The sequence below is a fragment of the Amycolatopsis sp. NPDC031561 genome (assembly GCF_055580625.1).
This window is the reverse complement of sequence record NZ_JBVILA010000044.1, coordinates 15,687-42,064: the sequence shown is the minus strand read 5'-3', so window position 1 is coordinate 42,064 and position 26,378 is coordinate 15,687. Positions and strand designations below refer to the sequence as shown.

At 67.0% G+C, this 26,378-nt stretch carries 24 protein-coding genes, 1 tRNA gene and 1 rRNA gene; 17 read left to right on the top strand and 9 right to left on the bottom strand.

What is annotated here, in order from left to right:
• Nucleotides 1-83: ribosomal RNA gene (gene rrf / locus ACZ5IK_RS43660) — 5S ribosomal RNA — on the top strand; the annotation flags it as partial.
• 107 nt (nucleotides 84-190) lie between these two features.
• On the opposite strand, the gene ACZ5IK_RS43655 is transcribed toward rrf, so the two are convergent.
• Nucleotides 191-655 carry an Lrp/AsnC family transcriptional regulator gene (locus ACZ5IK_RS43655; protein WP_465493098.1) on the bottom strand — a complete coding sequence of 155 codons (465 nt, stop codon included), beginning with the start codon at nucleotides 653-655 and terminating at the stop codon, nucleotides 191-193.
• Between the two features lie 107 nt (nucleotides 656-762).
• Here ACZ5IK_RS43655 and ACZ5IK_RS43650 point away from each other — a divergent pair, with 107 nt between their 5' ends.
• From ACZ5IK_RS43650 to ACZ5IK_RS43630, 5 genes are all read left to right on the top strand, one after another.
• Nucleotides 763-1,215 (top strand): rhodanese-like domain-containing protein, encoded by a 453-nt coding sequence (locus ACZ5IK_RS43650; protein ID WP_465493097.1) that lies wholly within the window; start codon nucleotides 763-765, stop codon nucleotides 1,213-1,215.
• 85 nt (nucleotides 1,216-1,300) lie between these two features.
• Nucleotides 1,301-2,056, top strand: coding sequence for a type 1 glutamine amidotransferase (locus ACZ5IK_RS43645; RefSeq protein WP_465493103.1), 756 nt, complete (start codon nucleotides 1,301-1,303; stop codon nucleotides 2,054-2,056).
• 105 nt (nucleotides 2,057-2,161) lie between these two features.
• Nucleotides 2,162-3,280: an inorganic phosphate transporter gene (locus ACZ5IK_RS43640; RefSeq protein WP_465493096.1), complete on the top strand. Its 1,119-nt coding sequence runs from the start codon at nucleotides 2,162-2,164 to the stop codon at nucleotides 3,278-3,280.
• 108 nt (nucleotides 3,281-3,388) lie between these two features.
• Nucleotides 3,389-6,370: a bifunctional [glutamine synthetase] adenylyltransferase/[glutamine synthetase]-adenylyl-L-tyrosine phosphorylase gene (locus tag ACZ5IK_RS43635; protein ID WP_465493095.1), complete on the top strand. Its 2,982-nt coding sequence runs from the start codon at nucleotides 3,389-3,391 to the stop codon at nucleotides 6,368-6,370.
• Between the two features lie 119 nt (nucleotides 6,371-6,489).
• On the top strand, nucleotides 6,490-6,924 hold the full coding sequence (locus tag ACZ5IK_RS43630) for an acyl-CoA thioesterase (RefSeq protein WP_465493094.1): 435 nt from the start codon (nucleotides 6,490-6,492) through the stop codon (nucleotides 6,922-6,924).
• A gap of 88 nt (nucleotides 6,925-7,012) precedes the next feature.
• Here the strand turns inward: ACZ5IK_RS43630 and glnA are convergent, their stop codons facing one another.
• Complete coding sequence (gene glnA / locus ACZ5IK_RS43625) at nucleotides 7,013-8,437, bottom strand: type I glutamate--ammonia ligase (RefSeq protein ID WP_076168933.1); 1,425 nt, start codon at nucleotides 8,435-8,437, stop codon at nucleotides 7,013-7,015.
• Nucleotides 8,438-8,609: 172 nt separating this feature from the next.
• Between glnA and ACZ5IK_RS43620 the strand changes: the two genes are divergently transcribed.
• Entirely contained in the window at nucleotides 8,610-9,095 is a 486-nt protein-coding gene (locus tag ACZ5IK_RS43620; RefSeq protein ID WP_174720516.1) for an RDD family protein, read from the top strand.
• Nucleotides 9,096-9,156: 61 nt separating this feature from the next.
• Here the strand turns inward: ACZ5IK_RS43620 and ACZ5IK_RS43615 are convergent, their stop codons facing one another.
• Nucleotides 9,157-10,110 (bottom strand): hypothetical protein, encoded by a 954-nt coding sequence (locus tag ACZ5IK_RS43615; protein ID WP_465493093.1) that lies wholly within the window; start codon nucleotides 10,108-10,110, stop codon nucleotides 9,157-9,159.
• A 105-nt stretch (nucleotides 10,111-10,215) separates the two neighbouring features.
• The gene (locus ACZ5IK_RS43610; RefSeq protein ID WP_076168932.1) at nucleotides 10,216-10,944 is read right to left on the bottom strand and encodes a DUF4191 domain-containing protein; all 729 of its coding nucleotides are present in this window, start codon (nucleotides 10,942-10,944) and stop codon (nucleotides 10,216-10,218) included.
• A gap of 63 nt (nucleotides 10,945-11,007) precedes the next feature.
• On the opposite strand from ACZ5IK_RS43610, the gene ACZ5IK_RS43605 reads away from it, so the two are divergent.
• The 6 genes from ACZ5IK_RS43605 (at nucleotide 11,008) to ACZ5IK_RS43580 (ending at nucleotide 15,519) form a co-directional block, all read left to right on the top strand.
• Entirely contained in the window at nucleotides 11,008-13,095 is a 2,088-nt protein-coding gene (locus tag ACZ5IK_RS43605) for an ATP-dependent DNA helicase UvrD2 (RefSeq protein WP_465493092.1), read from the top strand.
• A 216-nt stretch (nucleotides 13,096-13,311) separates the two neighbouring features.
• The gene (locus tag ACZ5IK_RS43600) at nucleotides 13,312-13,578 is read left to right on the top strand and encodes a hypothetical protein (RefSeq protein ID WP_410605849.1); all 267 of its coding nucleotides are present in this window, start codon (nucleotides 13,312-13,314) and stop codon (nucleotides 13,576-13,578) included.
• A 166-nt stretch (nucleotides 13,579-13,744) separates the two neighbouring features.
• Entirely contained in the window at nucleotides 13,745-14,128 is a 384-nt protein-coding gene (locus tag ACZ5IK_RS43595; protein WP_465493091.1) for a WhiB family transcriptional regulator, read from the top strand.
• The gene (locus ACZ5IK_RS43590; RefSeq protein WP_101612624.1) at nucleotides 14,125-14,382 is read left to right on the top strand and encodes a hypothetical protein; all 258 of its coding nucleotides are present in this window, start codon (nucleotides 14,125-14,127) and stop codon (nucleotides 14,380-14,382) included. Before ACZ5IK_RS43595 ends, ACZ5IK_RS43590 begins: the two co-directional genes overlap by 4 nt.
• A 91-nt stretch (nucleotides 14,383-14,473) precedes the next feature.
• Complete coding sequence (locus tag ACZ5IK_RS43585) at nucleotides 14,474-15,343, top strand: class I SAM-dependent methyltransferase (protein ID WP_465493090.1); 870 nt, start codon at nucleotides 14,474-14,476, stop codon at nucleotides 15,341-15,343.
• Entirely contained in the window at nucleotides 15,340-15,519 is a 180-nt protein-coding gene (locus ACZ5IK_RS43580; RefSeq protein WP_101613765.1) for a hypothetical protein, read from the top strand. Before ACZ5IK_RS43585 ends, ACZ5IK_RS43580 begins: the two co-directional genes overlap by 4 nt.
• A 5-nt stretch (nucleotides 15,520-15,524) precedes the next feature.
• Here the strand turns inward: ACZ5IK_RS43580 and ACZ5IK_RS43575 are convergent, their stop codons facing one another.
• The 3 genes from ACZ5IK_RS43575 to ACZ5IK_RS43565 all read right to left on the bottom strand — a co-directional run bounded on the left by ACZ5IK_RS43575 (nucleotide 15,525) and on the right by ACZ5IK_RS43565 (nucleotide 19,034).
• The gene (locus ACZ5IK_RS43575) at nucleotides 15,525-16,439 is read right to left on the bottom strand and encodes a hypothetical protein (RefSeq protein WP_465493102.1); all 915 of its coding nucleotides are present in this window, start codon (nucleotides 16,437-16,439) and stop codon (nucleotides 15,525-15,527) included.
• Between the two features lie 142 nt (nucleotides 16,440-16,581).
• Nucleotides 16,582-17,922 (bottom strand): ABC1 kinase family protein, encoded by a 1,341-nt coding sequence (locus ACZ5IK_RS43570; RefSeq protein WP_465493089.1) that lies wholly within the window; start codon nucleotides 17,920-17,922, stop codon nucleotides 16,582-16,584.
• 77 nt (nucleotides 17,923-17,999) lie between these two features.
• A complete protein-coding gene (locus ACZ5IK_RS43565) occupies nucleotides 18,000-19,034 on the bottom strand; it encodes a hypothetical protein (RefSeq protein WP_465493088.1) in 1,035 nt (344 codons plus the stop codon).
• Nucleotides 19,035-19,197: 163 nt separating this feature from the next.
• On the opposite strand from ACZ5IK_RS43565, the gene ACZ5IK_RS43560 reads away from it, so the two are divergent.
• Nucleotides 19,198-19,761, top strand: a complete 564-nt coding sequence (locus tag ACZ5IK_RS43560; protein WP_465493101.1) for a M48 metallopeptidase family protein — start codon at nucleotides 19,198-19,200, stop codon at nucleotides 19,759-19,761.
• Between the two features lie 6 nt (nucleotides 19,762-19,767).
• Here ACZ5IK_RS43560 and ACZ5IK_RS43555 read toward each other — a convergent pair whose 3' ends face one another.
• The gene (locus ACZ5IK_RS43555; RefSeq protein WP_465493087.1) at nucleotides 19,768-21,114 is read right to left on the bottom strand and encodes a zinc-dependent metalloprotease; all 1,347 of its coding nucleotides are present in this window, start codon (nucleotides 21,112-21,114) and stop codon (nucleotides 19,768-19,770) included.
• Nucleotides 21,115-21,317: 203 nt separating this feature from the next.
• Here ACZ5IK_RS43555 and ACZ5IK_RS43550 point away from each other — a divergent pair, with 203 nt between their 5' ends.
• Nucleotides 21,318-22,322 carry a YlbL family protein gene (locus ACZ5IK_RS43550; protein WP_465493100.1) on the top strand — a complete coding sequence of 335 codons (1,005 nt, stop codon included), beginning with the start codon at nucleotides 21,318-21,320 and terminating at the stop codon, nucleotides 22,320-22,322.
• Nucleotides 22,323-22,452: 130 nt separating this feature from the next.
• Here the strand turns inward: ACZ5IK_RS43550 and ACZ5IK_RS43545 are convergent, their stop codons facing one another.
• The gene (locus ACZ5IK_RS43545) at nucleotides 22,453-23,001 is read right to left on the bottom strand and encodes a PPA1309 family protein (protein ID WP_101613768.1); all 549 of its coding nucleotides are present in this window, start codon (nucleotides 22,999-23,001) and stop codon (nucleotides 22,453-22,455) included.
• 156 nt (nucleotides 23,002-23,157) lie between these two features.
• On the opposite strand from ACZ5IK_RS43545, the gene ACZ5IK_RS43540 reads away from it, so the two are divergent.
• Both ACZ5IK_RS43540 and ACZ5IK_RS43535 read left to right on the top strand, forming a co-directional pair.
• Nucleotides 23,158-26,154 carry a UPF0182 family protein gene (locus tag ACZ5IK_RS43540; RefSeq protein ID WP_465493086.1) on the top strand — a complete coding sequence of 999 codons (2,997 nt, stop codon included), beginning with the start codon at nucleotides 23,158-23,160 and terminating at the stop codon, nucleotides 26,152-26,154.
• A gap of 67 nt (nucleotides 26,155-26,221) precedes the next feature.
• Nucleotides 26,222-26,295: transfer RNA gene (locus ACZ5IK_RS43535), tRNA-Met, on the top strand.
• Nucleotides 26,296-26,378 lie beyond the last annotated feature (83 nt).

The window sequence follows — 26,378 nt, the reverse complement described above, 5'->3', positions numbered from 1 at the left end:
CCATTCCGAACCCGGAAGCTAAGCCTGACAGCGCCGATGGTACTGCAACCGAAGGGTTGTGGGAGAGTAGGACACCGCCGGACTAACATTAAGAAGAAGTCTGGGACCTGGTCGAGAACCCTCGAGGTTCTCCCAGGTCCCAGACCTTTTTTCATGCCCAGACCCGCCAGGTGATAGCAAAGGTCCCTTGCTACCACCGCGTCGTCGCTCGACCGGTCCGCCGGCCGACTGCGCGACGGCGGACCGGTGACGAGAAGACCAGCGAAGTCGTCGTCTCCCCATAGCGCTGCATCCGCTCTACGAGCTCCTCCAACTCCGCGGTGTCCTGACAGACAACCCGCACCAACCAGCACTCGTCTCCCGTGACGTGATCGGCGTCGAGCACCTGGGGCAGCGCGAGGACGGCTTCACGGAAGCGAGCGGTGTCGAGACTCCGTACCTTCGCCCGGACGATCGCCTCGATCGGCAGCCCGATCTTCGTCAGGTCCACGCTCGCCGAGTAGCCGGTGATGATCCCCTTCTCCTCGAGCCGCCGGACCCGCTCGGTCACCGCGGGTGCGGACAGCGACACTCGTCGACCGAGCTCCGAGAAGGTCAGCCGTCCGTCGGACTGGAGCAGTTCGAGCAACTGCCAGTCGAGATCATCGAGGTTCACGGAACTCCAGGTCGATCTTCATGCCTGCCAGGAATCTCCAGGCTAACCGGCGGCGATACCTGGATTCTCCAATGTTCTGGATGAGCACTGATCAGCAGGATTGAGGCATGACGACCGAACCCCGCGTATTGACGTTTCCGGCCCTGGACAGCGCGACCGCGGCCGCGCACCTTCGTGCCGAACTCGCCCTCGACGTGGACCCAGACGACCTGATCCGCGATCTCACCGCCGGCACCCAGCGTGGATACGTGGTCGTCGAGACCCGGGCTCCCGAAGCCTTCGAGTCTGCTCGCATCCCCGGTGCGATCAACCTCCCGTATCGGGACATGACGCCCGAGTCGGTCACCCACCTCGACAGAGGTCTCGTCTACGTCTGCTACTGCGAGAGCATCCACTGCAACGCCGCGACCAAGGGAGCCCTGAAGCTCGCGGAGTTCGGCTTCAAGGTCAAACGCCTGTCCGGCGGCATCACCGCCTGGCGTGCGGCCGGCTATCCCATCGACCGGGACACCCCCGCACTCTCGCTCACTTCCGCACCCACCCCACGCTGCGCCTGCTGACCAAGAGAGCAGGGGACCTTTGCTATCGCCCGCCCCGAGCGATAGCAAAGGTCCCCTGCTCTCCCAGCGGTCGTAGGCTGGGGTGGTGACCGCTCCCAAGTTGCTCGTCATCCAGCCAGACGAATCAGATCCGATCGGCCCCCTCGGCGACTGGCTCACCGAGGCGGGAGCCGAGCTCGACATCCGGTTGCTGCCCGATCAGAGTCTTCCCGCCGATCTTGACGGGTACGCGGGCGTCGTCTGCCTTGGCGGAGGGATGGGCGCCAATGATGACGCCGCTCATCCGTGGCTCGCGGACGTCCGGAAACTTCTTTCGAAAGCCGCGGGCGCTCGCATCCCGACGCTCGCGATCTGCCTTGGCGGTCAGCTCCTGGCCGCGGCTCTGGGCGGCATCGTCGCCACCGGTGATCAAGGCCCCGAGGTCGGTCCAGGACTTGTGTCCAAGAAGGACGCTGCCTGGACGGACCCGCTCTTCGCGGACCTGCCACTCATGCAGGACGTCCTGCAGTTCCACAACGACGCGATCACCCGACTGCCCGCCGGCGCCGAGCTTCTCGCTTCCTCGCCACGGTATGCCTACCAGGCCTTCCGATTCGACCGTTGTGCCTACGGTGTCCAGTTCCATATCGAGACAACACCGGACATCGTCCTCGACTGGGCGCGGCAGTCGCCGGAAATGGCGGAACTCACCCGGCCGGACGCACTGACCCCGGAAAATCTCGCCCGGGTGCATGCTGACATCACCGAAACCTGGCGACCGTTCGCGCACCGCTTCGTCCGACTGGTGTCCGGTGACCTCGCTCCGGCTGCGGAACGTCAACGTACATTGCCGATGGCTTAACGACTTATGTCTCAACTGTGTATGGGTTGTTAACGCTCTTGCCTTGCTGTCAGGTACCTTGCGAAGGGAGTTTCGAAGGGTTCGGAGGTCGGGGTGGAGCCCTCAGTGTTGGTCGTGCTCGTCGTCGTCACGGCCCTAATTTTCGATTTCACAAACGGGTTCCATGACACGGCCAACTCGATGGCGACGTCGATCGCCACCGGGGCACTGCGTCCCAAGGTCGCGGTGACGATCTCCGCTGTCTTGAACCTGGTCGGCGCCTTCCTGTCGGTCGAAGTGGCCAAGACCATCTCGAATGGACTGGTCGACGACACCAAGATCGGACCGGCGATCGTGTTCGGCGGACTGGTCGGGGCGATCGTGTGGAACCTGGTCACATGGTTCGTGGGCCTGCCGTCCAGTTCGTCCCACGCGTTGTTCGGCGGTCTGATCGGCGCCACGTGGGTGTCTGCCGGTACGGATTCCGTCCATTTCGGAAAGATCGTCGAGAAGGTTCTGATCCCGGCTGCGCTGTCGCCGGTCCTGGCAGGCCTCGTCGCGATGATCGTGACGTACTTCGTCTACCGGATCTTCGTCCGCCGCGGCCGCACTGCGGGCTTCCGGGTCGGCCAGATCATCTCGGCTTCGCTCGTCTCGCTCGCCCATGGTACGAACGACGCGCAGAAGACCATGGGCGTCATCACCCTGACGATGATCACTGCCGGAACTCTCCCCGCAGGAGCCGGGCCTCCGCTCTGGGTGATCGTGAGTGCGGCGCTGGCGTTGGCACTCGGTACGTACCTCGGCGGCTGGCGGATCACCTTCACGCTGGGCAAGGGCTTGACGGACATCGATGGTCCGCAAGGCTTCGCCGCGCAGACCAGCTCGGCGGCGGTCATCCTCGCGTCGACGAGCTTCGGCTTTCCGCTTTCGACGACTCACGTCTGTTCCGGTGGCATCGTCGGTTCGGGTGTGGGCAGGAACGAGTCACCGGTCCGCTGGCGTACCGCCGGCCGCATGGTGATCGCCTGGCTGTTCACACTTCCGGCGGCCGCCATCGTTGGAGCCGCGGCCGGTCTCGTGACCTCGACAGGCACCGTGGGCACCATCGCTGTCGGCGTCGTGGGCCTGGCGATCGGTATCGGGATCTACTTGCTTTCGCGGCGGAGTCCCGTCAACGCCGGCAGCTTCACCACTCCCGCCCCGACCGTCCCTGAACAGGAAGTCGGCAGGATCGCCGCCTAGCGAAGCAAGGGACCTTTGGTATCGCCGCCGCTCGGCGACACCAAAGGTCCCCTGCTCTTTTGCGCGTCCGTCTGGTCACGGGCGAAAGGGCGACTACGGTGGAAGCCGATGGTTGAGCGCGCCAGGCCGACCGCTTCCGTGGCGAGATACGGCTTCACCGACCCCCGTGCCGACGGGCAGCTGCGTGCTGCCGGTTGGTGGACCGAATCCGGCCCGGACGGCTCCGCCACGGACGTGCTGTCAGCACTGTCCCGCTCGGCGGACCCTGATCTGGCCTTGAGTGGGCTCGACCGAATCAGGGAGGCCGATCCGGCCGTCTGGACTGAGATCGACCAGGCGCTTCGCACTGACCGCACCTTCCGAGGCCGCTTGCTCGGGGTTCTGGGCACGTCGAGTGCGCTCGCGGACTTCCTGGTCGCGAACACCGACAGCTGGAAGACCCTTGAAGGCGATAAGAGCACTGAGCCGGATCAGTATGTGAGCCGCCTTCTTGACCATCTGCGGTCGGACGGAGAGCTGCTCACAGGGCTCGAGTCAGAGCAGGCTCTTCGCGCCGGGTACCGCGAACTGCTCCTCGGGATCGCGGCTGCCGACCTCGGCCACCTCGTCGAACCCGGCCTCCATCAACCGCCCTACGCCGAGATCGGGGCTCAGCTCACCACGCTGGCCGAGGCCGCACTCACGGTGGGGCTTCTGGTCGCGGAATCAGAGGTGGGAGCCGGTGTCGAAGGCCGACTGGCCGTGGTCGCGATGGGCAAATGCGGCGGTCGAGAGCTGAACTATGTAAGCGATGTGGACGTCATCTTCGTGGGTGACGGAGATCTTTCGGTCTCGACGCGGCTGGCCAGCACGATGATGCGCGTGGTCGGCAAGGCCTGTTTCGAGGTTGATGCGGCGTTGCGTCCGGAGGGCAAGGCGGGCGCTTTGGTCCGCACTCTCGAGGGCCATGCCGCTTACTACCAGAAATGGGCCAAGACCTGGGAGTTCCAGGCTTTGCTCAAAGCGCGGCCGGTCGCAGGCGACGCCGAGCTCGGGCGTCAGTACGCGGAGATGGTCGCACCGAAGGTGTGGGCTGCGGCCGATCGGGAGAACTTCGTCCCCGAGGTCCAGAAGATGCGGCGCCGCGTCGAAGGCCATGTGCCGTCCGCGTACGCCGAGCGGGAGCTGAAGCTGGGACGTGGCGGTCTTCGCGATGTCGAGTTCGCAGTGCAGTTGCTGCAGCTGGTCCACGGCCGAATCGATGCCGAGCTGCGTTCATCGTCCACGATGGACGCTCTCGCCGCTCTGGGGGAAGGCGGGTACGTCGGCCGCACGGACGCCGCGGAGCTCGGATCGTCGTACGAATTCCTCCGGACCATCGAGCATCGGCTCCAGCTTCGCCGGCTACGGCGTACGCACCTGTTCCCTGCCGCTTCGGACGCCAGCGAATTGCGGACGATCGCGAGAGCGAGCGGGGTACGGCCCGCTCGTGGCAGGAGCGAAGGGGACGTGCTGCTGGCGGAGTTCCGCCGCCACCTGCAGAGCATCCGCCGTCTTCACGAGAAGCTCTTCTATCGGCCTCTGCTGCAGTCCGTGGCGAACGTGCCGACCGAAGCGCTGCGGTTGACGACGAAACAGGCGGAAAGCCGACTCGCCGCGCTCGGGTACGCCGCACCGGATGGGGCGCTGCAGCACATCAAGGCGCTGACTGCGGGAATGTCGCGCAGGGCCGCTATCCAACAGGCTTTGCTGCCGGTCTTGCTGGACCTTCTCGCCGACACCCCGGACCCCGACCGCGGACTTCTGTCCTACCGGAAAGTCTCGGAGGCGCTCGAACAAACGCCTTGGTACCTCAGGGTTCTTCGTGACGAGGGTGCCGTTGTCGAGCGGCTCGCCTTCCTCCTGGGCACGTCACGACTGGTGCCCGATCTGCTGGCGAGAGCGCCGGAAGTCCTGCAGTTGCTCGGTGATCCCGCGCGGCTGGCTGGTCGCACTCCGGCCGAAGTGGCCACTTCCCTGCGAGCCGCGGTTCGTCGGCAGCCAGGCTTGAACGCCGCGGTCGCGGCCGCGAGATCGCTCCGGCGGCACGAGATGCTGCGGATCGCGTCCGCGGACCTACTGGGTTTGCTTGACGTTCCCGCTGTCTGCGAGGCGTTGTCGAGCGTGTGGGTCGCCGTGTTGCAGGGTGCGTTGGCCGCGGCCTTTCGGCAGCGGCAGGCAGAGCTCGGCCAGACACCGGCGAAGATCGCGGTCATCGGTATGGGACGGCTGGGAGGGGCAGAACTCGGTTATGGCTCAGACGCGGACGTTCTCTTCGTCTGCGAGCCGACCGAGGGAGTGTCGGACTCCGAAGCAGCGAAGTTCGCTTCCTCCGTGGCCGAGACGGTGCGCAAGATTCTCGGCGCGCCCAGCCCTGACCCGGCGTTGGTCGTCGACGCCGATCTCCGTCCTGAGGGGCGGAGTGGTCCATTGGTGCGAACCCTCGAGTCCTATCGCAGCTACTACGGGCGGTGGGCGGAGGTCTGGGAATCGCAAGCGCTGCTTCGAGCCCGGTTCATCGCTGGTGACGACGACCTCGGTGCACGGTTCATCGAGATGATCGACCCCATTCGCTATCCGCAGGCCGGCCTCGACGCGGTCCGGGTGCGGGAGATCAGGCGGATCAAGGCGCGGGTGGAGACGGAGCGGATGCCCAAGGGCGCCGACCCGACACGGCATACGAAACTCGGGCGCGGAGGGCTCGCCGACGTGGAGTGGACCGTGCAGCTCATGCAACTGCGGCATGGGCACGAAGTTGCGGGCCTTCGGACCACGTCGACGATCGAAGCGCTGAAGGCGGCGGTGGAGGCAGGGCTCGCCGAGCCCGCCGAGATCGAATCCCTGACCGAAGCCTGGTTGCTGGCGACGAGAGTCCGGAACGCCGGGATGCTGGTCAGGGGTAAAGCCGTCGACGAGATCCCCAGCTCTGGTCGAGATCTCGCCGCGGTCGCGCGGGTGCTCGGCTACTCCGCCGACGACGACCCCGGCGAGTTTCTGGACGCCTACCGGCGGACGACGCGGCGCGCCCATGCGGTCGTGGAGACCCTCTTTTACCAGGACCGATCGCTCTGACCTGCGGGAAGTGAGCAAGGGTCCTTTGCTATCACCTCAGTCACGTGCGGCTGGTGACAGCAAAGGTCCCTTGCTCACACTTGCCGACGCGGACGGAGAGCGGCATTTACAGTGGACCGGTGACTGTGCGCGAACCATTTCGTACCCGGATCAAGGTGCGGCACTACGAGCTGGACACTCTCGGCCATCTCAACCACGCCGTCTACCACTCGTACGGCGAGGTCTCCAGACTCGAACTGATGGAGCTAGCCGGTGGCCTCAACTCGGGCATGCGAGACGCGAATCTCGCCTTTGTGCTGCTTGAGTCTCACATCGTGTTCCGGCGCGAGCTCCGGGCCGGTGATGTCGTCGACGTGACATGTGATGCCAAGTTCGGTACCGGCAAGACCTTCCACATGGACTCGAACATCTACAAGGTCGACGGCACCCTCTCCGCGGAAATCACGTGCACCCTGGGGCTGATGGATCTCGAACGACGCAAGCTGGTGGATGATCCACGCGGCCGTATCGAGCGGGCAGGCGTCGACCTGAAGGTTTTCTCTACTTCGGAGTAGCCGCTCTGCTGGACCAAAAGAAACGCCGGTGGTGAGGGCGTTTCCGCACCTCACCACCGGCGTGCTCTTGGTGTTGCTACCGCACGACTTACACGTCGTAGTACAGCGAGAACTCGTACGGGTGCGGGCGCAGCCGCAGCGGGTCGATCTCGTTCTCACGCTTGTAGGAGATCCACGTGTCGATCACGTCGGGAGTGAACACGCCACCCTCGAGCAGGTAGTCGTGGTCGGCCTCGAGCGTGTCGAGAACCGCGCCGAGGTCGCCAGGAACGAGCTTGACGTTCTGGGCCTCCTCCGGCGGGAGCTCGTAGAGGTCCTTGTCGATGGGCTCCGGCGGCTCGATCTTGTTCTTGATGCCGTCGAGACCGGCCATCATCATCGCCGAGAACGCCAGGTACGGGTTGCCGGACGAGTCCGGGCACCGGAACTCGGCGCGCTTGGCCTTCGGGTTGTTGCCCGTGATGGGGATACGGACACAAGCCGACCGGTTCCGCTGCGAGTACACCAGGCTGACCGGCGCCTCGAAGCCCGGCACGAGCCGGTGGTACGAGTTGACGGTCGGGTTGGTGAACGCCAGCAGGCTCGGCGCGTGCTTGAGCAGACCGCCGATGTAGTGGCGGGCGGTGTCGGACAGCCCCGCGTAACCCGACTCGTCGTGGAACAGCGGCGTGCCGTCCTTCCACAGCGACTGGTGGCAGTGCATACCCGAGCCGTTGTCACCGGCGAGCGGCTTCGGCATGAACGTCGCGGTCTTGCCGGCGGCGAACACGGTGTTCTTCACGATGTACTTGAACAGCTGCAGGTCGTCCGCAGCGTGCAGCAGCGTGTTGTACTTGTAGTTGATCTCGGTCTGACCAGCGGTGCCCACCTCGTGGTGCGCGCGCTCGATCTCGAAACCGGAACCCTGCAGCTTGCTGACGATCTCGTCGCGCAGGTCGGCGAAGTGGTCGACCGGCGGGACGGGGAAGTAGCCGCCCTTGAACTTCGTCTTGTAACCCTGGTTGCCGCCCGGAACGTCGGCACCGGTGTTCCACCAGCCCTCGACGGAGTCGATCTCGTGGAACGAGGCGTGCTCGGCGGAGTCGAACCGGATCGAGTCGAAGATGTAGAACTCGGCCTCAGGGCCGAAGAACACGTTGTCCGCGACGCCGTACTCGGAGATGTACTGCTCGGCCTTGCGCGCGATGTTGCGCGGGTCGCGGCTGTACGCCTCGCGGGTGAACGGGTCGTGCACGAAGAAGTTTAGCGAAAGCGTCTTCGCCTTGCGGAACGGGTCGATACGCGCGGTTTCGGGGTCCGGGAGGAGCAGCATGTCGGATTCGTGGATCGACTGGAACCCACGCACCGAGGAGCCGTCGAAGGCCAGGCCCTCTTCATAGGCTTCTTCGTTGAACGCCTTCGCCGGAACGGTGAAGTGCTGCATAACGCCGGGCAGGTCGCAGAACCTGACGTCGACGACCTCTACGTTCTCGTCGGCGATAAGGCGCTGAATGTCGTCTGGAGTAGTGGGCACCCTCGGTGACTCCTTCTCGTTCGTTGCCGGCGGCAGTACTCTCTTCGGCTCACGCTAAGAGCGCGGTGTTGCCCGACCGTCACCCGTATGTTTCGCCGGTGTTAACGGGGCGGCGATATCGGGTAGTCGACCAGGGCGAATGTGGTCCGCGCCACCGGCATACCCTGGATGGGTGGCGAGATGGACCGGAGAATGGCTACCCGGAGCCGGGGACGAGACGACGGCCGGTGGCGAGGGTACGCAGCGGTGGCGCGGTGAGCGACTCGGCTTGCCCCAATCGGGTGTCGGCTCGGTGGCGGGCGGTGGAGCACGCCTCCTCGGGCTGATCATCGACTTGGTGCTCGCTTCACTGGTCACCACTCTCTTCGTGACCCCCAGCCTCCAGGACCCGGCCGTCATGCAGACGTTCAACCTGTGGTCGGTGGGCGTCTGGGCGGCGATCACGGTCATTCCCGCGACCTTCTTCGGCTTCACCCCCGGTATGGCAGTGGTCGGAATCCGCGTCGCCAGGCTCGACGGCGCGCAAATGGTCGGAGTGTGGCGCGCTGTCGTGCGGGCCGCGCTGACCTTCCTGATCATCCCGGCAGCGCTCCGCAACATCGACGGCCGAAGCTGGCTCGACCGGCTGACCGGAACCGTCGTGATCCGCATGCGGTGACCTAGGAAGGGAGCAAGGGACCTTTGCTCTCGTCGTGGAACGGCTGCCGCACCGGCTGTGGTCAGGCAGCCGGTGCCGCGGGGGTGCTGCTGAGTTCCGGAGGTGGTCGTTGCCGAGCACGGCGGTGAGCTGCCCGCAGATCCTGGATCACCACCAGCGGCTGGTCCCGCAGTCGCGCTGGACTTACCTGCACGACGATGAGGCCGGCGGCGACCAGGGCAGGTATCTCGGGTGCCTTGTCCGGTTCGAGAGAGACCTCGTCGTAGCAGATTTGCATGGCGACGCCGGCCTTCGGCCACCAGACTTCGGCGACACCGACGACCTCCCCGTTCGGAGTCCGTAGCTCGGCGTTCCGTGTCGGCCTGGGCAAGCCGCTGCGCTCGAGCACGTTCTCCAGCCATTGCTCGACCGCGGAGTCGACTCCGTCCTGGAGCGCCCCGACGACGATTCGGGGGAGCGCCGAGCCGATCGTGCTGGCCTGTGCCAGCTCATCTCGAAGTTCCTCGGGAGTGCAGAGTCCGCGCTGGACCGCGTCGTGGATCATCGCCCGCACGGACTGGAGTTCGTCCATACGGCGAGCCGCGTCGATCAGGACCCGGGCGAGCGGAGCTACAGGAAGCCCGTCGATCTCTACTGGTTCCGGCAGGTGGATCGTTCGTTCGACGATGGCGAATCCCCAGGTGGCGACTTTGCTCCGGTGGGGGATCAAGGTGTGGGCCCGTCTTTCCGGCGGAAGTCTTCGGACTCCGTACAACCGGGCTGCCTGGACTCCGGTGAGCATCGCGTCCGGACCCGCGTGAGTCAGCGCGATCTTCAGAAGTTGATGCCTGGTCGGCGTGGCGTTGGTGAGGAGGATGACACCCGGAATCGGGCGTCGCCACGGGCCGTCTTCGCGACAACGGCGCGAAATCCAGGAGTGGGAGTGGCCCAAGGCGACAAGTTTCGCCCGGGCGGCCACGCCGTCCGGGAACATCGCTGCCAGCGCCTTCTGCAAAGCGCCCGAGGTTCCGTCCACACAGTGATCATGCGACCACCCACCGACAGTTTTCGTCCGGAGACGAATCAGGGGTCCTTTGCTACCGCCGCGGGCGATAGCAAAGGACCCCTGATTCTCGTTTGGTCAGCGGCGGCGGATCGTGCGCTGGACGTTGCGCATCTTCGCGCCGGCGGGCATCGGGCCCTTCGGCATCGCGGCGCCGCGGCTGCCGAGGGCGGCCAGCTTGGCTTCCAGGGCGTCGACCTGGGCTGGCTTGAGGTTGCGGGGGAGCTTCATGAGGTAGCCCTGCAGCTTCTTCAGCGGCACCTGCTGCTCTTCGTTCCCGATGATCACGTTGTAGATCGGGGTCTCACCGATCAAGCGGGACACGCGCTTCTTCTCCTGCGCGAGCAGGGACTTCACGCGGTGCGGCGCGCCTTCGGCGACGAGTACGACACCCGGGCCACCGAGCACTCGGTGCACGGCGTCGAGCTGGGTCGTGGCCGCCACGGTCGGCGTCACCTTCCAGCGACCTCGCATGTTCTCGAGTGCCCAGGCCGCGGCACCCGGCTGCCCATCGGCCTTCGAGTACACGGTCTTCTGGACCCGCCTGCCGAAGATGATCACAGCGGCGAGCGCGCCGAGCAGGATGCCCAGCGGCAGCACGACCCAGTGGACGTCGAAGATGAACCCGATACCGAACACGACACCGGTGATGACCAGGAGCGATCCGGCCATCCAGGGGATGAGCGCCTTGTCTTCCTTGCGCTGCATCTTGAAGGCCTCGAAGATCTGCCCGCGGCGAGCCTTGCTCGCGGCGCGCTTCTCCTTCTTGGCCAGCTTCGCTGCTTCCTTGTCCTGCTTTCCCGCCATGTGACCAGGATACGGCCGCGTGCCCTGCGTCGATCCTGTCGGGCCCTCTGCGAGGATCGGGGCGTGGTTAGCGCATCGTCCCCGAAGAGTCGTCCAGGCCTGCTCGATGGGCTCGATCCCGAGCAACGCGCCGCCGCCTGCGCGCCGAGGGGGCCGGTCTGTGTGCTCGCCGGAGCGGGAACCGGCAAGACGCGGACGATCACGCATCGCATCGCCCATTTGGTCCGCTCCGGACACGTCGCCGCTGGTCAGGTCCTCGCAGTCACCTTCACGACCCGCGCCGCGGGTGAGATGCGCGCGCGCCTTCGGGGTCTGGGTGTCGACGCCGCCCAGGCCCTCACTTTTCACGCCGCCGCTCGCCGCCAGCTCCGGTACTTCTGGCCGCAGGTCGTCGGGGACCGGCCCTGGGAGCTGCTCGAGAACAAGTTCCGCTACATCAGCCAAGCCGCCAACAAGGCCGGCCTCGGCACCGAGACTGAGCTCCTGCGCGACCTCGCCAGTGAGATCGAGTGGAGCAAGGCCTCTTTGGTATCGCCGGACGACTACCCGGCCGTCGCCGCGCGTACGCAGCGGGACACACCCGCCCCTTCGTCGCAGGTAGCGGAGGTCTACCGCAACTACGAGAAGGTCAAGAACGCCGCACAGGTCCTCGATTTCGACGATCTGCTCCTGCACACCACGGCCGTTCTCGAGGAACACTCGGTGGTCGCCCAGGAGTTCCGCGAGCGCTACCGCTGCTTCGTCGTCGACGAGTACCAGGACGTCACCCCACTGCAGCAGCGGCTGCTCGACGCGTGGCTCGGCGGCCGCGACGACCTGACCGTGGTCGGCGACGCCAACCAGACCATCTATTCGTTCGGGGGCGCCTCGCCCCGGCCGCTGCTGGAGTTCACGCGACGGTTCCCCGAGGCAACGGTCGTGAGGCTCGAGCGGGACTACCGCTCGACTCCGGAGGTCGTGGCTCTCGCCAATCAGGTGATCGGTGCCGCCCGCGGCCGTCCCGCGGGGTCGAGGCTGAAACTCATCGGCCAGCGACCCTCAGGGCCTGTCCCGCGTTTCGCCGAGTACGACGACGAGACCGCCGAGGCGGCCGCAGTCGCACGCAGGATCCGTGACCTGCTCGACGGCGGAGTTGCGGCCAGCGAGATCGCGGTGCTCTACCGAGTCAACGCCCAGTCAGAGGCTTATGAGCAGGCGCTGGCGGAGGTGGGCATCCCGTACCTGGTCCGCGGTGGCGAGCGATTCTTCGCCAGGGCCGAGGTCCGGCAGGCGATGTCCGCGTTGCGGATGGCGTCGACCGACGCCGACACCGGTGAGCTCGTGACCAGGGTTCGCTCCGTGCTCGCGAAGGTGGGGCTCACCGACCAGCCTCCGGCCGGAGGCGCGGCGAAGGAGCGGTGGGACGCGCTTTTGTCGATCGTCGAACTGGCGGAGGAGCTGGCTTCCACCGTCGAGGACGCCGACCTGCCCCGATTCGTGGCGGAGCTCGAGCAGCGGGCGAACGCACAGCATCCGCCGACGGTGGAGGGCATCACCCTGGCCTCGCTTCACGCGGCGAAAGGCCTCGAGTGGGACGCCGTGTTCCTCGTAGGGCTTGCCGAGGGAACCATGCCGATCCTCCATGCCGACGGTGACGACGCGGCCATCGAAGAAGAGCGCCGTCTTTTCTATGTCGGCGTCACTCGAGCGCGAGAGCACCTCTCGCTGTCGTGGGCCTTGGCCAGGACGGCGGGAAACCGCCGCAATCGGCGGCGCAGCCGGTTCCTCTACGGCCTGATCCCCGAAGACCACCCGGCGGCGAGGGTCGCCCGATCCCAGCAGCCGAAGCAGGCCGGCACCAAGGCGCGGTGCCGGGTGTGCGGCGGGCCGCTCTTGGAGACCCTGGACATCAAGCTGGGCCGCTGCTCCCGTTGCCCGTCCAACGTGGACGAGCAACTGCTCGAAAAGCTGAGGTCCTGGCGAGGAGAACGCTCCCGCGAGCTCAAGGTGCCGGCCTTCGTCGTCTTCACGGACGCGACCCTGGTCGCCATCGCCGAGCAGCGTCCGACCGATGACACAGCGTTGTGTGCCATCTCCGGGATCGGCGCGACGAAGCTCGAACGCTTCGGAGCGGAAGTTCTCGACGTCGTACGGGCCTCGGTGGAGTCTTGACCGCGTCGCAGGCTTGATCCGCGCGGCGAACCCGCTGCTCAGAGCCGATCTTCGTAACTTCGACGGTTTTTCTGGAAAATAAGTTGCCCCGGTATGGTCGGGGGCAATAACCTGCTGGTACCGGGCGCGAAGCACCCGGCATGGGGAAGAACTTCTACAACACAGCGTAGACCGCAGGGCGGTTCGCGCGCGACAGAGAAAGGTGGTGCCGGTGCTATGACGATCAAGATGACGCTCACGAAACCTGGCACCCGTCTGTCCTGCGTCGCGGAAGTCCCGCAGGCTCAGCGCCAGGGCACCTTCATGCCCGTGAGCATCCTCGCCGCCCGCGGCACCCAGCGTCTCGATCTGAGCAGGATCGCCGCTGACGAGACCTTCGCGCACGCTGCCGCCTTCGGTGGAGCGTACGTGAACGGTGGCGTCGATCTGCCGGTCATCAAGCAGTTCCGTGTTCCGTTGTCCATACGGGAGCGAAGTTCCTGACCTAGTCAGGACTAGAGGCTCACGAAGGCCGCGGAACCGGTTACCGGATCCGCGGCCTTCGTGTTTTTGCTGCACAAACAAGTTGGCTGCACAACCTAATTGGGGTTCAGCGTTGTCCAGTTCCACCGTCAGTAAGAAATCCGTCACGGAACAGAGGAGTGCACTTATGTCATCGGCCATAGCTTTCGTGCCGGGGGAGGCTCTGCCCTTCGCCGACGCAGGCGTCGTCGACCTGCTCGACGCCATCGACTCGCCCGAGTCGATGCTTCCCTGCCGTTCGGGCGACGCGGACCTTTGGTTCGCCGAGTCGCCGGCAGAACTCGAGCGCGCGAAGGCGTCCTGCGCGGACTGCCCGGTCCGTTCCGCCTGCCTCGCGGGTGCCCTTTCGCGGCGTGAGCCGTGGGGTGTCTGGGGTGGCGAGATCTTCGAGCGCGGCGTTGTCGTCGCACGGAAGCGGCCCCGTGGCCGTCCCCGCAAGAACCCTGTCGTCGAGCCCGCCGTCGAGGCGCGTCCCGTTGCGCACAAGGTCGAGCGGAGCGCTGCGGCATGACCGTCGAACCCATCACCACCAGGGATTACGAGGCGCGAACGGGTAACCGGACTCTCGCGCCGGCCAAGTTGAACGAGATCAAGGTCGAGGAGACCAGCGAAATGTTGCTTTATGAAGAACTGTCCAGAGCCCGAATACGAGACCTCGAAGAGGGAGTCCGCGCACAGCGGGCTCGAAGTGGGGCGCGCGCCGTACGCAGGTGGACCAAGGTCGCCCGCTGGGCGAACCGGCGAGTCGAGCGTCTGCAGGCCTGATCCTTGGGGGAGCGGGGGACCTTTGCTATCGCGCGGCGAGAGCAAAGGTCCCCCGCTCCCCCTTTGGGGCGTGGTGCGGTTCACTGGGGGAATGGCCGTACACACGCATGACGACATCGACTGGGCGGATCGGCTTCGGTCGCTTCGCATGGCCGAGGCGCTCGACGCCGAGCCGATGCGGGTGGCGGCCCGACGGCTGCTGGATGGCATGCCGGAGAGGCCGACCATCGTCGATGTCGGCTGCGGCGCGGGCGGGATGAGCGTGCTCTTCGCCGAGGAGCTCACTGCCGCCGGTGCCAGGATCGTGCTGGTCGACGCGACAGAGCATCTGCTGGCCGAAGCGCACCGGGTCGTCAGCGCGGCCGCAGGGGACAAGGCCACCGTCGAGACGGTCCATGCCGACGTGGCCGACGACGGATTGCCCGCCAAGCTTCCCCCCGCCGACCTCGTCTGGGCCTCACGCGTGGTGCATCACCTGCCCGATCAGCAGGCTGCGATCGACACCCTCGCCAGCCTCGCCCGCCCCGGCGGGCTGGTCGCCATCTCCGAGGGCGGCCTGGACTTCAACTGTCTCCCCTGGGACCTCGGCATCGGCCGTCCCGGGTTCGAGGGGCGATTGCTCGCCGCACGAGGCGAGTGGTTCGCCGAGATGCGAGCGGGCATCCCCGGCTCCGTCTCCATGCCCTATGGCTGGAACATCGCACTGAAGCGGGCAGGTCTCGACGACGTCGATTCCTTCGGGGTGCTCATCCACCACCCGGCGCCCGGGCCGGAACTGCTGCGCGAGTTCGTCATCGAGCGGATGACCTGGCTGACCGAGGTGGCAGGCGACCTCCTGGTCGACGACGATCGCGAAACCGCGGCCGCCCTGCTGAATCCGGCGAGCTCCGCCTTCCTCGGCGCGCGCCAGGATCTGTTCCTGCAGGGGGCGAAGACGATCCATTGTGGACGGCGGCCGTGAGCGACCAGGTCGGCTGTTCGTTGTGCGGCCGGATCCGCGGTGCCGACGAGGAGCCCGCGCAGACGCTCGCCTGGGTGTCCACCCGTGAGAAGGACGTCGTGCGCTGGATGTGTCCGACCTGCGCACGTCGCCACACCCGCGACATCGAGGGAAAGCTGCCGGACGAGTACTGGTGAGCCCCTCAGGCGGCGTCGTCGATCCGGCCGATCGTGCGGACCTTCGGCCGTGGTGTCCGCGTCGCCTCGGCGAACGCTCTGACCAGCTCGGCCGACACTTCCATCGGTACCTTCTTCAGCTGGTCGATGGTGCAGCGGACCAGCACCGTCCCGGTCGCGGTCAGCGCCAGCGGGTGGAAGTTCGCGGCGCCCTGCTTCGGGGCGCGGAACTGCCAGGCAAGGCCGATGTCGTCCCACCAGGCGTCGGCGGAGCCGATGGGACGTCCTCGCCGGTCACAGATCGTCATGTTCCAGGACGGCGAGGGCAGCGGGCATCCGCCGAGGACCTTCTTCGCCAGGCCGTGCGCGTAGGTCTCTTCGGGATCGACACGACGCAGAGCCGCACGGACCGCGGCCGAGCCTCGCCGATTGCCGGAATCGAGCTCCTCGCTGAGTTCTTCAAGCGTGCAAAGACCCCAGTACAGCGGTAGCGAGATCAACTCGTCGATCCGTGCTGGGTCGAGCTCCAACCGGGCGAGATCGAGCGCCGCCCTGGCCGGTGGGGCGAACGGAACGCCGTCGATCAAGTTCGGCGGAGGCATCCGCGTTGTTCTTCGGGGCAGCATGCCGGGTTCCGCCGGCATTCGCCGGTAGTCGGGGACGAGGAGATGGACCTCCCGAGTCAGCGCGCAGTCCACGCCCCGGGCACGAAGCGCGTCGGCACCCGTCACCACCACGTCCGGCCCGAACCGCGCGACGGCGGCCTGGAGCAGCTGAAGCCGGGTGGGCGCCGAGTCGCGCAACAGGATCACACCCGGCATCAGCCTTCGCCAAGGACCGCCCGGACCGCACAGCTTCGCGGCGTAACGCGCGGTCACGCCCGCCTTACGCAGCTCGCGGTTGGTGATGATTCCGGACTCGCTGGTGTTACTGAGCGCCACGAGTCGAGCGCTTCGTGTAATGGTCATAAATCGAGGATGACCGTTGGGCCGTCCGGGTGGAACCACTTCCGCGAAGTTGTGGACAACTCGCCCGGACGACCCCGATTTTGGCTCAGTTCCAACGATCCCTGTGGATAACTTCTCAGGCCGCGAAGCCCGGCTGCCACCGTTCGACGATCGCGCGGGCGGGGATCTCGGCGTCGAGCTGACAGAGGATGCCGGTCGAACCGGCGGTCACCCGGTGGATCATCAGGTACTCGGGCGGCAGGTTGAGCGAGCGGCCGATCCGGAAGTCCCGCCCTCGGGTGTCGCCGACGCGGCCCGCCTGCCGCTGCATCCAGCGGCGGGTGAAATGGAACGTTTCGCCCGCCAACGGTTCGGTGAACGGCGCCAGGTAGGCGAGCACGTCATCGGCCTGCAGGTCCGCGTCGGCCCGGATGAAGCCGGACTCCCTGAGCAGCCGCATGAGCTTCGAGGACTCACCGTCGAGCGCCAGCCTGGTCATCTCGCCGAGGTGCTGCGGAATCCCCTCGGGCAGCCGGGACACGCCGCCGAAGTCGATCACGCACAGCCTGCCGTCGTCGGTCAGCATGAAGTTGCCCGGATGCGGGTCCGAGTGCAGGAGCCTGGCCCGTTCCGGCGACGAGTAGTGGAACTCGGTGAGCAGGCGACCGGCGCGGTCCCGCGCCTCCTTGTCCCCGCCGGCGATGATCTTCGACAACGGGGTGCCGGTGACCCACTCCGTGACGACGACCTTCGGCGCGCTGGCGACCACGCGGGGGATCAGGAACCCGGGGACGCTCTCGAAGGCCTTCACGAAAGCGCGCTGGTTCTGGGCTTCCGCCTGGTAGTCGAGTTCCTCGTTCATCCGCTCGGCGAGTTCCGCCAGGAGGGGCTTTACCTCGGTCCCCGGTACGAAGGCCTGGAACAGCCTGCTGAAACGCTGGAGCTGTCGGAGGTCGCTCCGCAACGCGTCGTCGGCTCCGGGGTACTGGACCTTGACGGCGACCTCGCGGCCGTCGTGCCAGGTCGCCCGGTGGACCTGGCCGATGCTCGCGGCCGCGGCAGGCTCGTCGTCGAAAGCGGCGAAGCGTTGCTGCCAGGTGCGTCCCAGCTGCTCGGCGAGGACCCGGTGGGTCTGCCGGGTGGGCATGGGCGGTGCCGCGGCCTGAAGCTTCGTCAGGGCCTCGCGGTAGGGCTTCGCCATCTCATCCGGCACCGCTGCCTCGAAGACACTCAGCGCCTGGCCGAACTTCATGGCGCCGCCTTTGAGCGTGCCAAGGACCTCGAAGAGCTGCTCCGCGGCCTTGGCGGACAGCGTCGCGTTGACCTCTTCGGCACTCTGCCCGGTCAGCCGCCTGCCCCAGCCTCCGACCGCCCGGCCCGCTATGCCGAGCGGAATACTGGCCAGCTTCGCCGTTCGCGCCGCCCCGTTGCGGGGGATGGCTGCGTCACGGTCCTCGGCGTTGCGGGAGTCGGTCACCTCCGCGATTCTGCCTTGATTCACTCCGCCCGCGCAGCCTGTTGAGGGCGTGTGTGTGGGCTACGTCGCTTGTTGCGTCAGCGAGCGCCGCATCCGCATCCGGAATGCGGCGGCCAGTCGCGATGGCGGATCGTGCCGTCGAAGAAGTCGATTTCCATCGTGGCGTTCCACGAGGGCGGCGCCTGGTCGCTCGGCGAGAGAAGGCGGAGTGCCTGTGCGGCGGCCAGTGCGGCGCAGGCGTGCACGGCGCCGAGGTCCGGCCGTTGCACGCGTCCGGCGAGCTGGCTCGCCACCCTGGGCCAGGACTCGTCGAGACCGGCGCGGTGCAGGTCGGCGCAGCGCAGGCAGCTGCTGCGGCCGGGAACCACCAGCGGCCCGACGATGCCGACGCCGTCCCGGACGCGCACCGGAAGGTGGCTGACGCCGTCTCGGACGAGCTCGTCGACCACTTCGGGAGCGGGTACCACGGCGTCGGTGAGCAGCACGAGTTCCGGCTGGCGGTCCGAGTAGAGCCGGGTGGTCGACGTTTCCGCCCCGGCCCGGTGCACCACCTGTGCCATCGCCTCCCGGCGGGGCATGCCGATTTCGGCCTCGGTGTAGCCCGAGCCCAGGTCACGTTCGAGCACCGTGCCCGACGCCCGGATGTCGATGTGCCCGATTCCGCCGTTCGCGAGCAGGACGGCGATCGCCACGGCCAGCCGGCCGTCGCCGTGGATCGCCACCGCGGTGTGTTTGCGGCGCGCCGTCATGGCCGCCTGGTGGTGGCGGGCCCGAAGCGACCACAGTCCTGTTTCCAGCCTCGGTCTCGGCTGTTGCCGGGACTGCCCGGCATCGGTCAAGAGCCCGCGAGCCGTCAGGTCCGTCATCAGGTCCCGCAGCTGTTCGTCGTGTTCGCTCTGCGCGAGCACGATGTCGTCGGCGGCCCGTTTCCCGTCCAGTTCGCGGAGCGCTCGCGCCACCTCGGTGGCGACGCCGGCGATCACCACGGCGTGGGCGGGGTCCAGGCCGATCTGGATCTCGCCGTTTCCGCGTTCCAGCACATCCAGGCCGGGAAGCAGGGCGGGGAACTCCGGCAGGATGATCGATCGCAGATCCGGTTCGCGCAGGTTCATGATCGCAGCATCGCACTGGGCCGCTAACCAACCGCTAAGAAAAACGCGAGTTGTCCACAGGCTGGCCTCGTTGTGGACAACTCAAGGCTGTGACCTTTCGGCCCTCGGACTTGTCGGTGACTGGCCTTACCGTGGTCGAGTGGTCGAAGCACGGACGCCCTCATTGAGGGGCCGGGACACGACGAATCCGTCGGACACTCCCGAACACAAGGTCGAGGTACGGCGTAGCCAGCGCCGCCACCGGACCGTCACTGCGTACTGGGACGAGGACACCCTCGTCGTGCTGATCCCCGCCCGGATGACCCGGGCCGAGGAGAAGCACTGGGTAGCCGAGATGCAGCGCAAGCTGCTGCGCAAGGGCCCGCGGCAGGCCGCTCCGCCAAAGGCCTCTGACGAGGCGCTGCTGGCGCGCTGCGCCGTGCTCTCGGCGAAGTATCTGGACGGAAAGGCGATACCTGCGAGCGTTCGCTGGGTGCCGCCGATGCGCACGAGATGGGCGTCCTGCACGCCGGTCGACGCGACGATCAGGGTCAGTGATCGTCTGCGCCGGGTGCCGGCCTGGGTGCTGGACTACGTCCTCGTGCACGAACTCGCGCATTTGAAAGAACCGGGGCACGACGCGGCGTTCTGGGAGCTCGTTCGCCGTTATCCCAAGACCGAGCGCGCCATCGGCTATCTGGAGGGCCTGTCCTCCGCCGCCGGCTGGGGCATCGCGACGGAGGACTGACGTGCCTCAGCTCTTGTCTTCGTCGTCCTTGGGCTTGTTCTTCTCACGCTCGGCGCGTTCGATCTCGGCGATCGGGTCGATGCCTTCGAGGGTCGACTCGCCATCGCCGAGACGTTCCGCGAAGTCGAGCGGCTCGTCGAGGTCCTCGGCGGTCGGCATCAGGTCGGGGTGGGACCAGAGGCCGTCCCGCTTCTCGATGCCGTGCTGGTCGCCGACCAGCTTCCACAACGCGGAAGCCGCCCGCATCCGCCTGGGCCGGAGCTCGAGCCCGACCAAGGTGGCGAAGGTCTGCTCGGCCGGGCCACCCGTGGCCCGGCGGCGTCGCAGCGTCTCGCGAAGCGCGTCCGCGCCCGGGAGACGGTCTCCGATGGCCTCGGCGACCACGACGTCGACCCAGCCTTCGACCAGCGCGAGCAGGGTCTCCAGCCGGTTCAGGGCCGCCTTCTGCTCGGGCGAAGTCTGCGGCTCGAGCAAGCCGGAGGACATGGCCTCTTCGATGCTGGCGGGGTTCGACGGGTCGATCTGGCCCGCGAGCTGTTCCAGCGCTGAGGTGTCGACGGAGATACCGCTCGCGAACTCCTCGACGGTGGCCAGCAGGCGCTGCCGCAGCCAGGGAACGTGGGCGAACAGCCGTTGGTGGGCGGCCTCGCGCGCGGCGATGAAGACCAGCACCTCGCTGGTCGGCAGCTCCAGGCCCTCGGTGAACTTCTCGATGTTCGCCGGCAGGAGCGCGGAGGTGGCCGTGGGGCCGAGCGGAAGACCGACCTCGGTGGAGGTGAGGACTTCGGAAGCCAACTGAGCCAGGGCATTACCGAGCTGGGAGCCGAAGGCCATCCCGCCCATCTGCCCCATCATCGACAGAAGCGGTCCGGCGGCCTGTTTGGCCTCCTCGGGCAGGGCTTGCACCCATGCACCTGAGACCTGCTGGGCGACGGGGTCGCAGAGGCGCTGCCAGGTGGGCAGTGTCTTCTCGACCCAGGTGCGCGCGGACCACGCGACTGTCGTCGTGGCACCGGCGGGCAGGATCGTCGCGGCGTCGAGCCACAGCTCTGCCAGGTGGGCGGCGTCACGGACAGCCGTGCTCGAGTCTCCGCCGCTGGACGACGAGAAGCCGAGCTGGACGTCACTGTCGCTGCTGCTGAGGTTCTGCAGCGCGATCTGTTTCGCCAGGTCGTAGTTGACCGGCCCGGTCGAGCTGCCGGCCTGGCTGAGCATCTGGCCCAGCTGGCTGAGCATCTGACCGAGCTGATTGAAGGCCTCGGCGCCGGAGGGCTGGCCGCCGGAGTCCGACGGCTCGTTCTCGCCTCGTTTGTCGGGATCGGGCGGTCCGAAGCCGAACGGGGGTTTGCTCATGGCACCACCGTACGCGGGTCTCGGGACCCAGAGCTCGTCAACTGGAGTGATGCGCGTGGCCTTCACCGAGAAGCGAACACCGTCACCGTACGCTGTCACGCGTGACAGAGCCCTCGGAGGAGACCACAGCAGCGCGGAGCCGTGCGGGCTCCGCGAGTGACCAGGACCGCTCCGAACGGCGGCTGACCCGGCGCGGCTGGACGTTGCTGGTCAGCGGCGCGTTGTTCGTCGCCTTCGCGCTGGTCGGGTTCTTCATCCCGGTGCCGTACGTGGCGATCAGTCCCGGCCCGACCTACGACACCTTGGGCAAGGACGCCGCCGGGCAGTCGGTGATCCAGGTCAACGGGCACGAGATGTTCCAGACCTCCGGTGAGCTGCGGATGACGACGGTCTCCCTGCGCGATGGCGGCATCACGCTGTTCAACGCGCTCGGGCTCTGGGCGAGCGGCCGGTACGCGCTGGCGCCGCGCGAGGAGTACTTCAAGCCGGGTGAGACCAACGAGCAGGTCCGCCAGGAGAACATCCAGCAGCTGCAGGACTCGCAGACCGCCGCCCAGGTCGCCGCGCTGCGCCGCAAGTTCCCGGTGAAGGTGCTCGCGAAGACGATCGTCTCCGGCAGCCCGGCGGACAAGGTGCTCGCCCCCGGTGACCGGTTGCTGGTGGTCAACGGGCAGACGGTCACCGAGGCGACCGAGGTGCGGGCCGCGCTGAACGGGACGAAGCCCGGACAGACCGTCCAGATCACTTTCAAATCCGACGGGCAGACCGAGCGCACCGTGCCGCTCACGCTCGCGCAGCGGCCCGACGGCCCGGAAGGCTTCATGGGCCTGACCGCGGTGGACCGCGCCGATGTTCCCTTCGACGTGAAGATCTCGCTGCAGGACGTCGGTGGCCCGTCGGCCGGCCTGATGTTCGCGCTCGCGATCGTCGACAAGATGGAGCCCGGCGACCTCGCCGGTGGCAGGCATATCGCCGGGACGGGCGAGATCTCGGAGAAAGGCGTCGTCGGGGCGATCGGCGGCATCTCGTTCAAGGTGGTCGGCGCTCGCGAGGCCGGTGCTACCGACTTCCTCGTGCCCGCGCACAACTGCGCCGAGGCGAAGACCGCCGCGCCCGACGGCCTGAACCTGATCAAGGTGTCCACGCTGGACGAAGCGATCGCGCAGCTCGAGAACCTCAAGGCGGGACGGCCCACCGCCTCCTGCTGACCGCCGGGGGAGCAAGGGGCCTTTGCTATCGCCCGCGGGGTCGACCGACGAGAGCAAGGGACCTTTGCTATCGCCCAGCCTGCTTCCTGGGGCTGGCGAGAGCAAAGGTCCCTTGCTCTCTTTTCGCAGGTCAGGGCTGCAAGGTTGCCCTCAGGGCTTCGAGCAGGTTAGGAGCCAGCTCCGGGTTCTCGATGATCTCGTCGACAGGGACGTCACCGGGTTCTTCGGCCTGTCCGGCACCGCGAAGCCGCATGACGCACGCTCCGGAACCGTCCCGCAGTACCGCGGCCACGAGCCGGGCTTCGGTGCGGCGCGGGTGGTCGGCGGCCGCCTGGCGAAGGCGTTCGGCATCGGTCTCGGGCTCGGCCGGAAGTTCGGCCTCGGCGTCCGGCGGCAGCACGATGATCTCCTGCGCGAGCGCGCAGCCCAGCACCAGATCGGGCCACGCGATCTGCGCCAGCGCTTCCCCGAGGTCGCCGTCCGGCAGGGATTCCTGGGCGACCGGCGTCAGCGGGGCCGACGGGTCGAGTTGCCCGGCCAATTCGGGCTGTTCGTCCAGCAGTGCGGCGGTCGGGACCAGCGCGAACAACTGCGGCGGCTGATCCCATCCTCCGGAGGCGACGAACTCCTCGACTTCGCGGGCCAGGCCGGCCACACCCTGCTGCTCACTCGGTGCCATGGGCACATCGTTCCAGGCGGCCCGGACCACGGCCTTCCGAGTCCGGTTTGGGCGGGTTCCGGGAACTTCCGACGGCATCCGTAGAGTTAGAGCATCAGGGGCCGCACGCGGTACGCGCGCCCCCGCGAAAAGTTCACCAAACCAGGAGCGTGTGCAGTGGCCACTCGGCCCCCCGTGAGCCTGCCGAAGCTGTCCCGGCGCAGCCGGATACTGCTCATCATCGCCGCCGTAGTCATCCTTGCCCTGCTGCTGGGCGCGAGACTGCTCGACACCTATGTCGACTGGTTGTGGTTCGGCGAAGTCGGCGCTCGCACCGTGTTCAGCACGGTGTTGATCACCCGTGTCATCTTGTTCTTCGCCGTAGGGCTCTTGGTGGGAGGCACGCTCGCGATCAGTTTGATGATCGCGTACCGGAGCAGGCCGGTCTTCGTGCCGATTTCCGGCAACGACGATCCGCTCGCGCGCTACCGGTCCGCGATCGTCGGCCGGATCCGCCTGTTCGGCATCGGCATCCCGGTGCTCACCGGGCTCATCGCCGGAGCGTCCGCGCAGAGCGACTGGCAGGTCGTGCAGCTGTTCCTGAACGGCACGCCGTTCGGCCAGACCGATCCCGAGTTCGGCAACGACGTCGGCTTCTACGCCTTCGACCTGCCGTTCTACAACTGGCTCCTGGGCTGGCTGTTCATCGCGGTCGTCATCGCGTTCTTCGGCGCGCTGATCTCGCACTACGTCTTCGGCGGCATCCGGCTCGCGGGCAAGGGCGGTCAGCTCGCCGGCCCGACCCGCGCCCAGCTCGCCATCACCATCGGCATCTTCGTGCTGCTGAAGGCGGTCGAGTACTACTTCGACCGCTACAACCTGCTGCTCTCCGACCGGGGATTACCGCTGTTCGTCGGTGCGACCTACACCGACCTGAACGCGGTCCTGCCCGCGAAGCTGATCCTGCTGTGCATCTCGGTGATCTGTGCCGTCGCGTTCTTCGCCGGGGCGTTCCTGCGCAACCTGCAGCTCCCCGCGATCGCGCTGGTGCTGCTGATCCTGTCGAACGTGCTCGTCGGTGTCGCGTGGCCCGCGGTGCTCGACCAGTTCTCGGTGCGTCCCAACGCGAACGAGAAGGAATCCGCGTCGATCCAGCGCAACATGGACGCGACGCGCCAGGCGTTCGGCCTGACCAACGTCGAGTACAAGGACTACACGGGCAAGTCCGAGGCGACCTCCGCGGAGATCAAGGCGGACAAGGGGACCGTCCCGAACATCCGGCTCCTCGACCCGAACGTCCTCAGTGACACCTTCACCCAGCGCGTCGGCCGTGAAAACTTCTACGGCTTCCCGTCCAAGCTGGACATCGACCGCTACACCCTCAACGGGGTCACGCAGGACTACATCGTCGCGGCCAAGGAGATCAAGACCGAGGGTCTCACCGGCAACCAGACGAACTGGATCAACAAGCACCTCGTCTACACGCACGGAAACGGTTTCGTCGCCGCACCGGCCAACACGATCGACCGCGCGCTGAAGGACGCCAACTCCGACGGCGGCTACCCGATCGCGACCACCAGCGACACCCAGAACCCGGCGGGCGCGGGCTCGACCGACCCGACCAAGCCGGGCATCAAGGTGGACGAGCCCCGCATCTACTACGGCGAGCTCGCGAGCGATGCCGCGTACGCGATCGTCGGTGGCACGGCCGGACAGGCGCCTGGCGAGTACGACACCGCCGTCGACCGCGCCTACATCTACAAGGGCTCTGGCGGCGTGCCGATCGACAACTGGTTCAACCGGCTCGTCTTCGCCGCCGAATACGGGGAGCGGAACATCCTCTTCTCCGACGCCATCGGCGACGGATCCAAGATCATGTTCAACCGGGAGCCGCGGGAACGCGTCGCCAAGGCCGCTCCGTGGCTGACCCTCGACGGTGACCCGTACCCGGCGGTCGTCAACGGCAAGATCATCTGGATCGTCGACGGCTACACGACGATGAACAACTTCCCGTACGCCCAGCAGACCCAGCTCGGGCAGGCGACCAACGACTCGCTCAGCGGCACCACCCGCCAGGCGAACTCCTCGATCAACTACATCCGCAACTCGGTCAAGGCCACCGTCGACGCGTTCGACGGCACCGTGACCCTGTACGGGGTCGAGGACAACGAGCCGGTGCTCAACGCCTGGAAGAAGGTCTTCCCGGGCCTGGTCAAGCCGAGCAGTGAGATCTCCCCGGACCTGCGGTCGCACTTCCGCTATCCCGAAGACCTCTTCAAGGTGCAGCGGGAACTCCTGTCGAAGTACCACGTGAACAACCCCGCCGAGTTCTACGCTCAGCAGGCCTTCTGGAGTGTTCCGCAGGATCCGACGCAGGAAGGCGGCGTGAACGCGTCCGCCTCCGGCATCGCCAACCAGCCCGGTTACTACGTCCTGGCCACCGCGCCGGGTGACACCAGGTCTCGGTTCCAGCTCACCAGTTCGCTCACCGGTCTCCAACGTCAGTACCTGGCGGCCTGGATGTCGGTGTCCTCGGATCCCGAAGACTACGGGCGGATGAGGGTGCTGAGACTGCCCACGGGGGCGAGTGGTTCGACCCAGGTCGATGGTCCCGTCCAGGTCCAGAACAGATTCCAAAGTGACCCGCGGGTCGCGCAGGACCGGACGCTCTTCAACAACCCGAACGTCACGGTCACCTACGGAAACCTGATCACGCTGCCCGTCGCCAACGGCTTCCTGTACGTGGAACCGGTCTACATCCGGCAACGGAACCAGCTGAGCTATCCGCAGCTGGCCCGCGTCCTCGTCTCCTACGGCACGAAGATCGGCTTCGCGCCGACGCTCAACGAAGCCCTCGACCAGGTCTTCGGCGCCGGTACGGGTTCCGGGGTCACACCGCCTCAGACCGGCGGCACCCCAGGACCCACGACCCCGCAGCCGCCGGGGACGACGACGCCGCAGCCGCCTGCCAGCGGCAACCAGGCGCTCGACAAGGCCGCCGGCGAAATGCACGACGCCTGGGTCAAGTTCCGTGCCGCCCAGCAATCCGGCAACTACGCCGACCAGGGAACCGCCCTCGCCGCACTCGAAGCCGCCTCCAAGGCCTACGAGTCGGCCAAGGCCAGCCCGCCGGCATCCGGTGCGCCGCCGACCTCCGGCCAGCCCGGAGGGTGACGTCGCTTACCTAAAGGGCACCTGCTTTGCGCCTGCCGGAAACGCTGGCGTAAGGTAGGTGTCACGACGCGGGGTGGAGCAGCTCGGTAGCTCGCTGGGCTCATAACCCAGAGGTCGCAGGTTCAAATCCTGTCCCCGCTACAGAGGTTGGAGGCGTGGGGGGGGGGGGGGAAAGGAAAAAAAAAAAAACTGCCCTCTTCCCTCTGGCGCCACAACCCCCACCC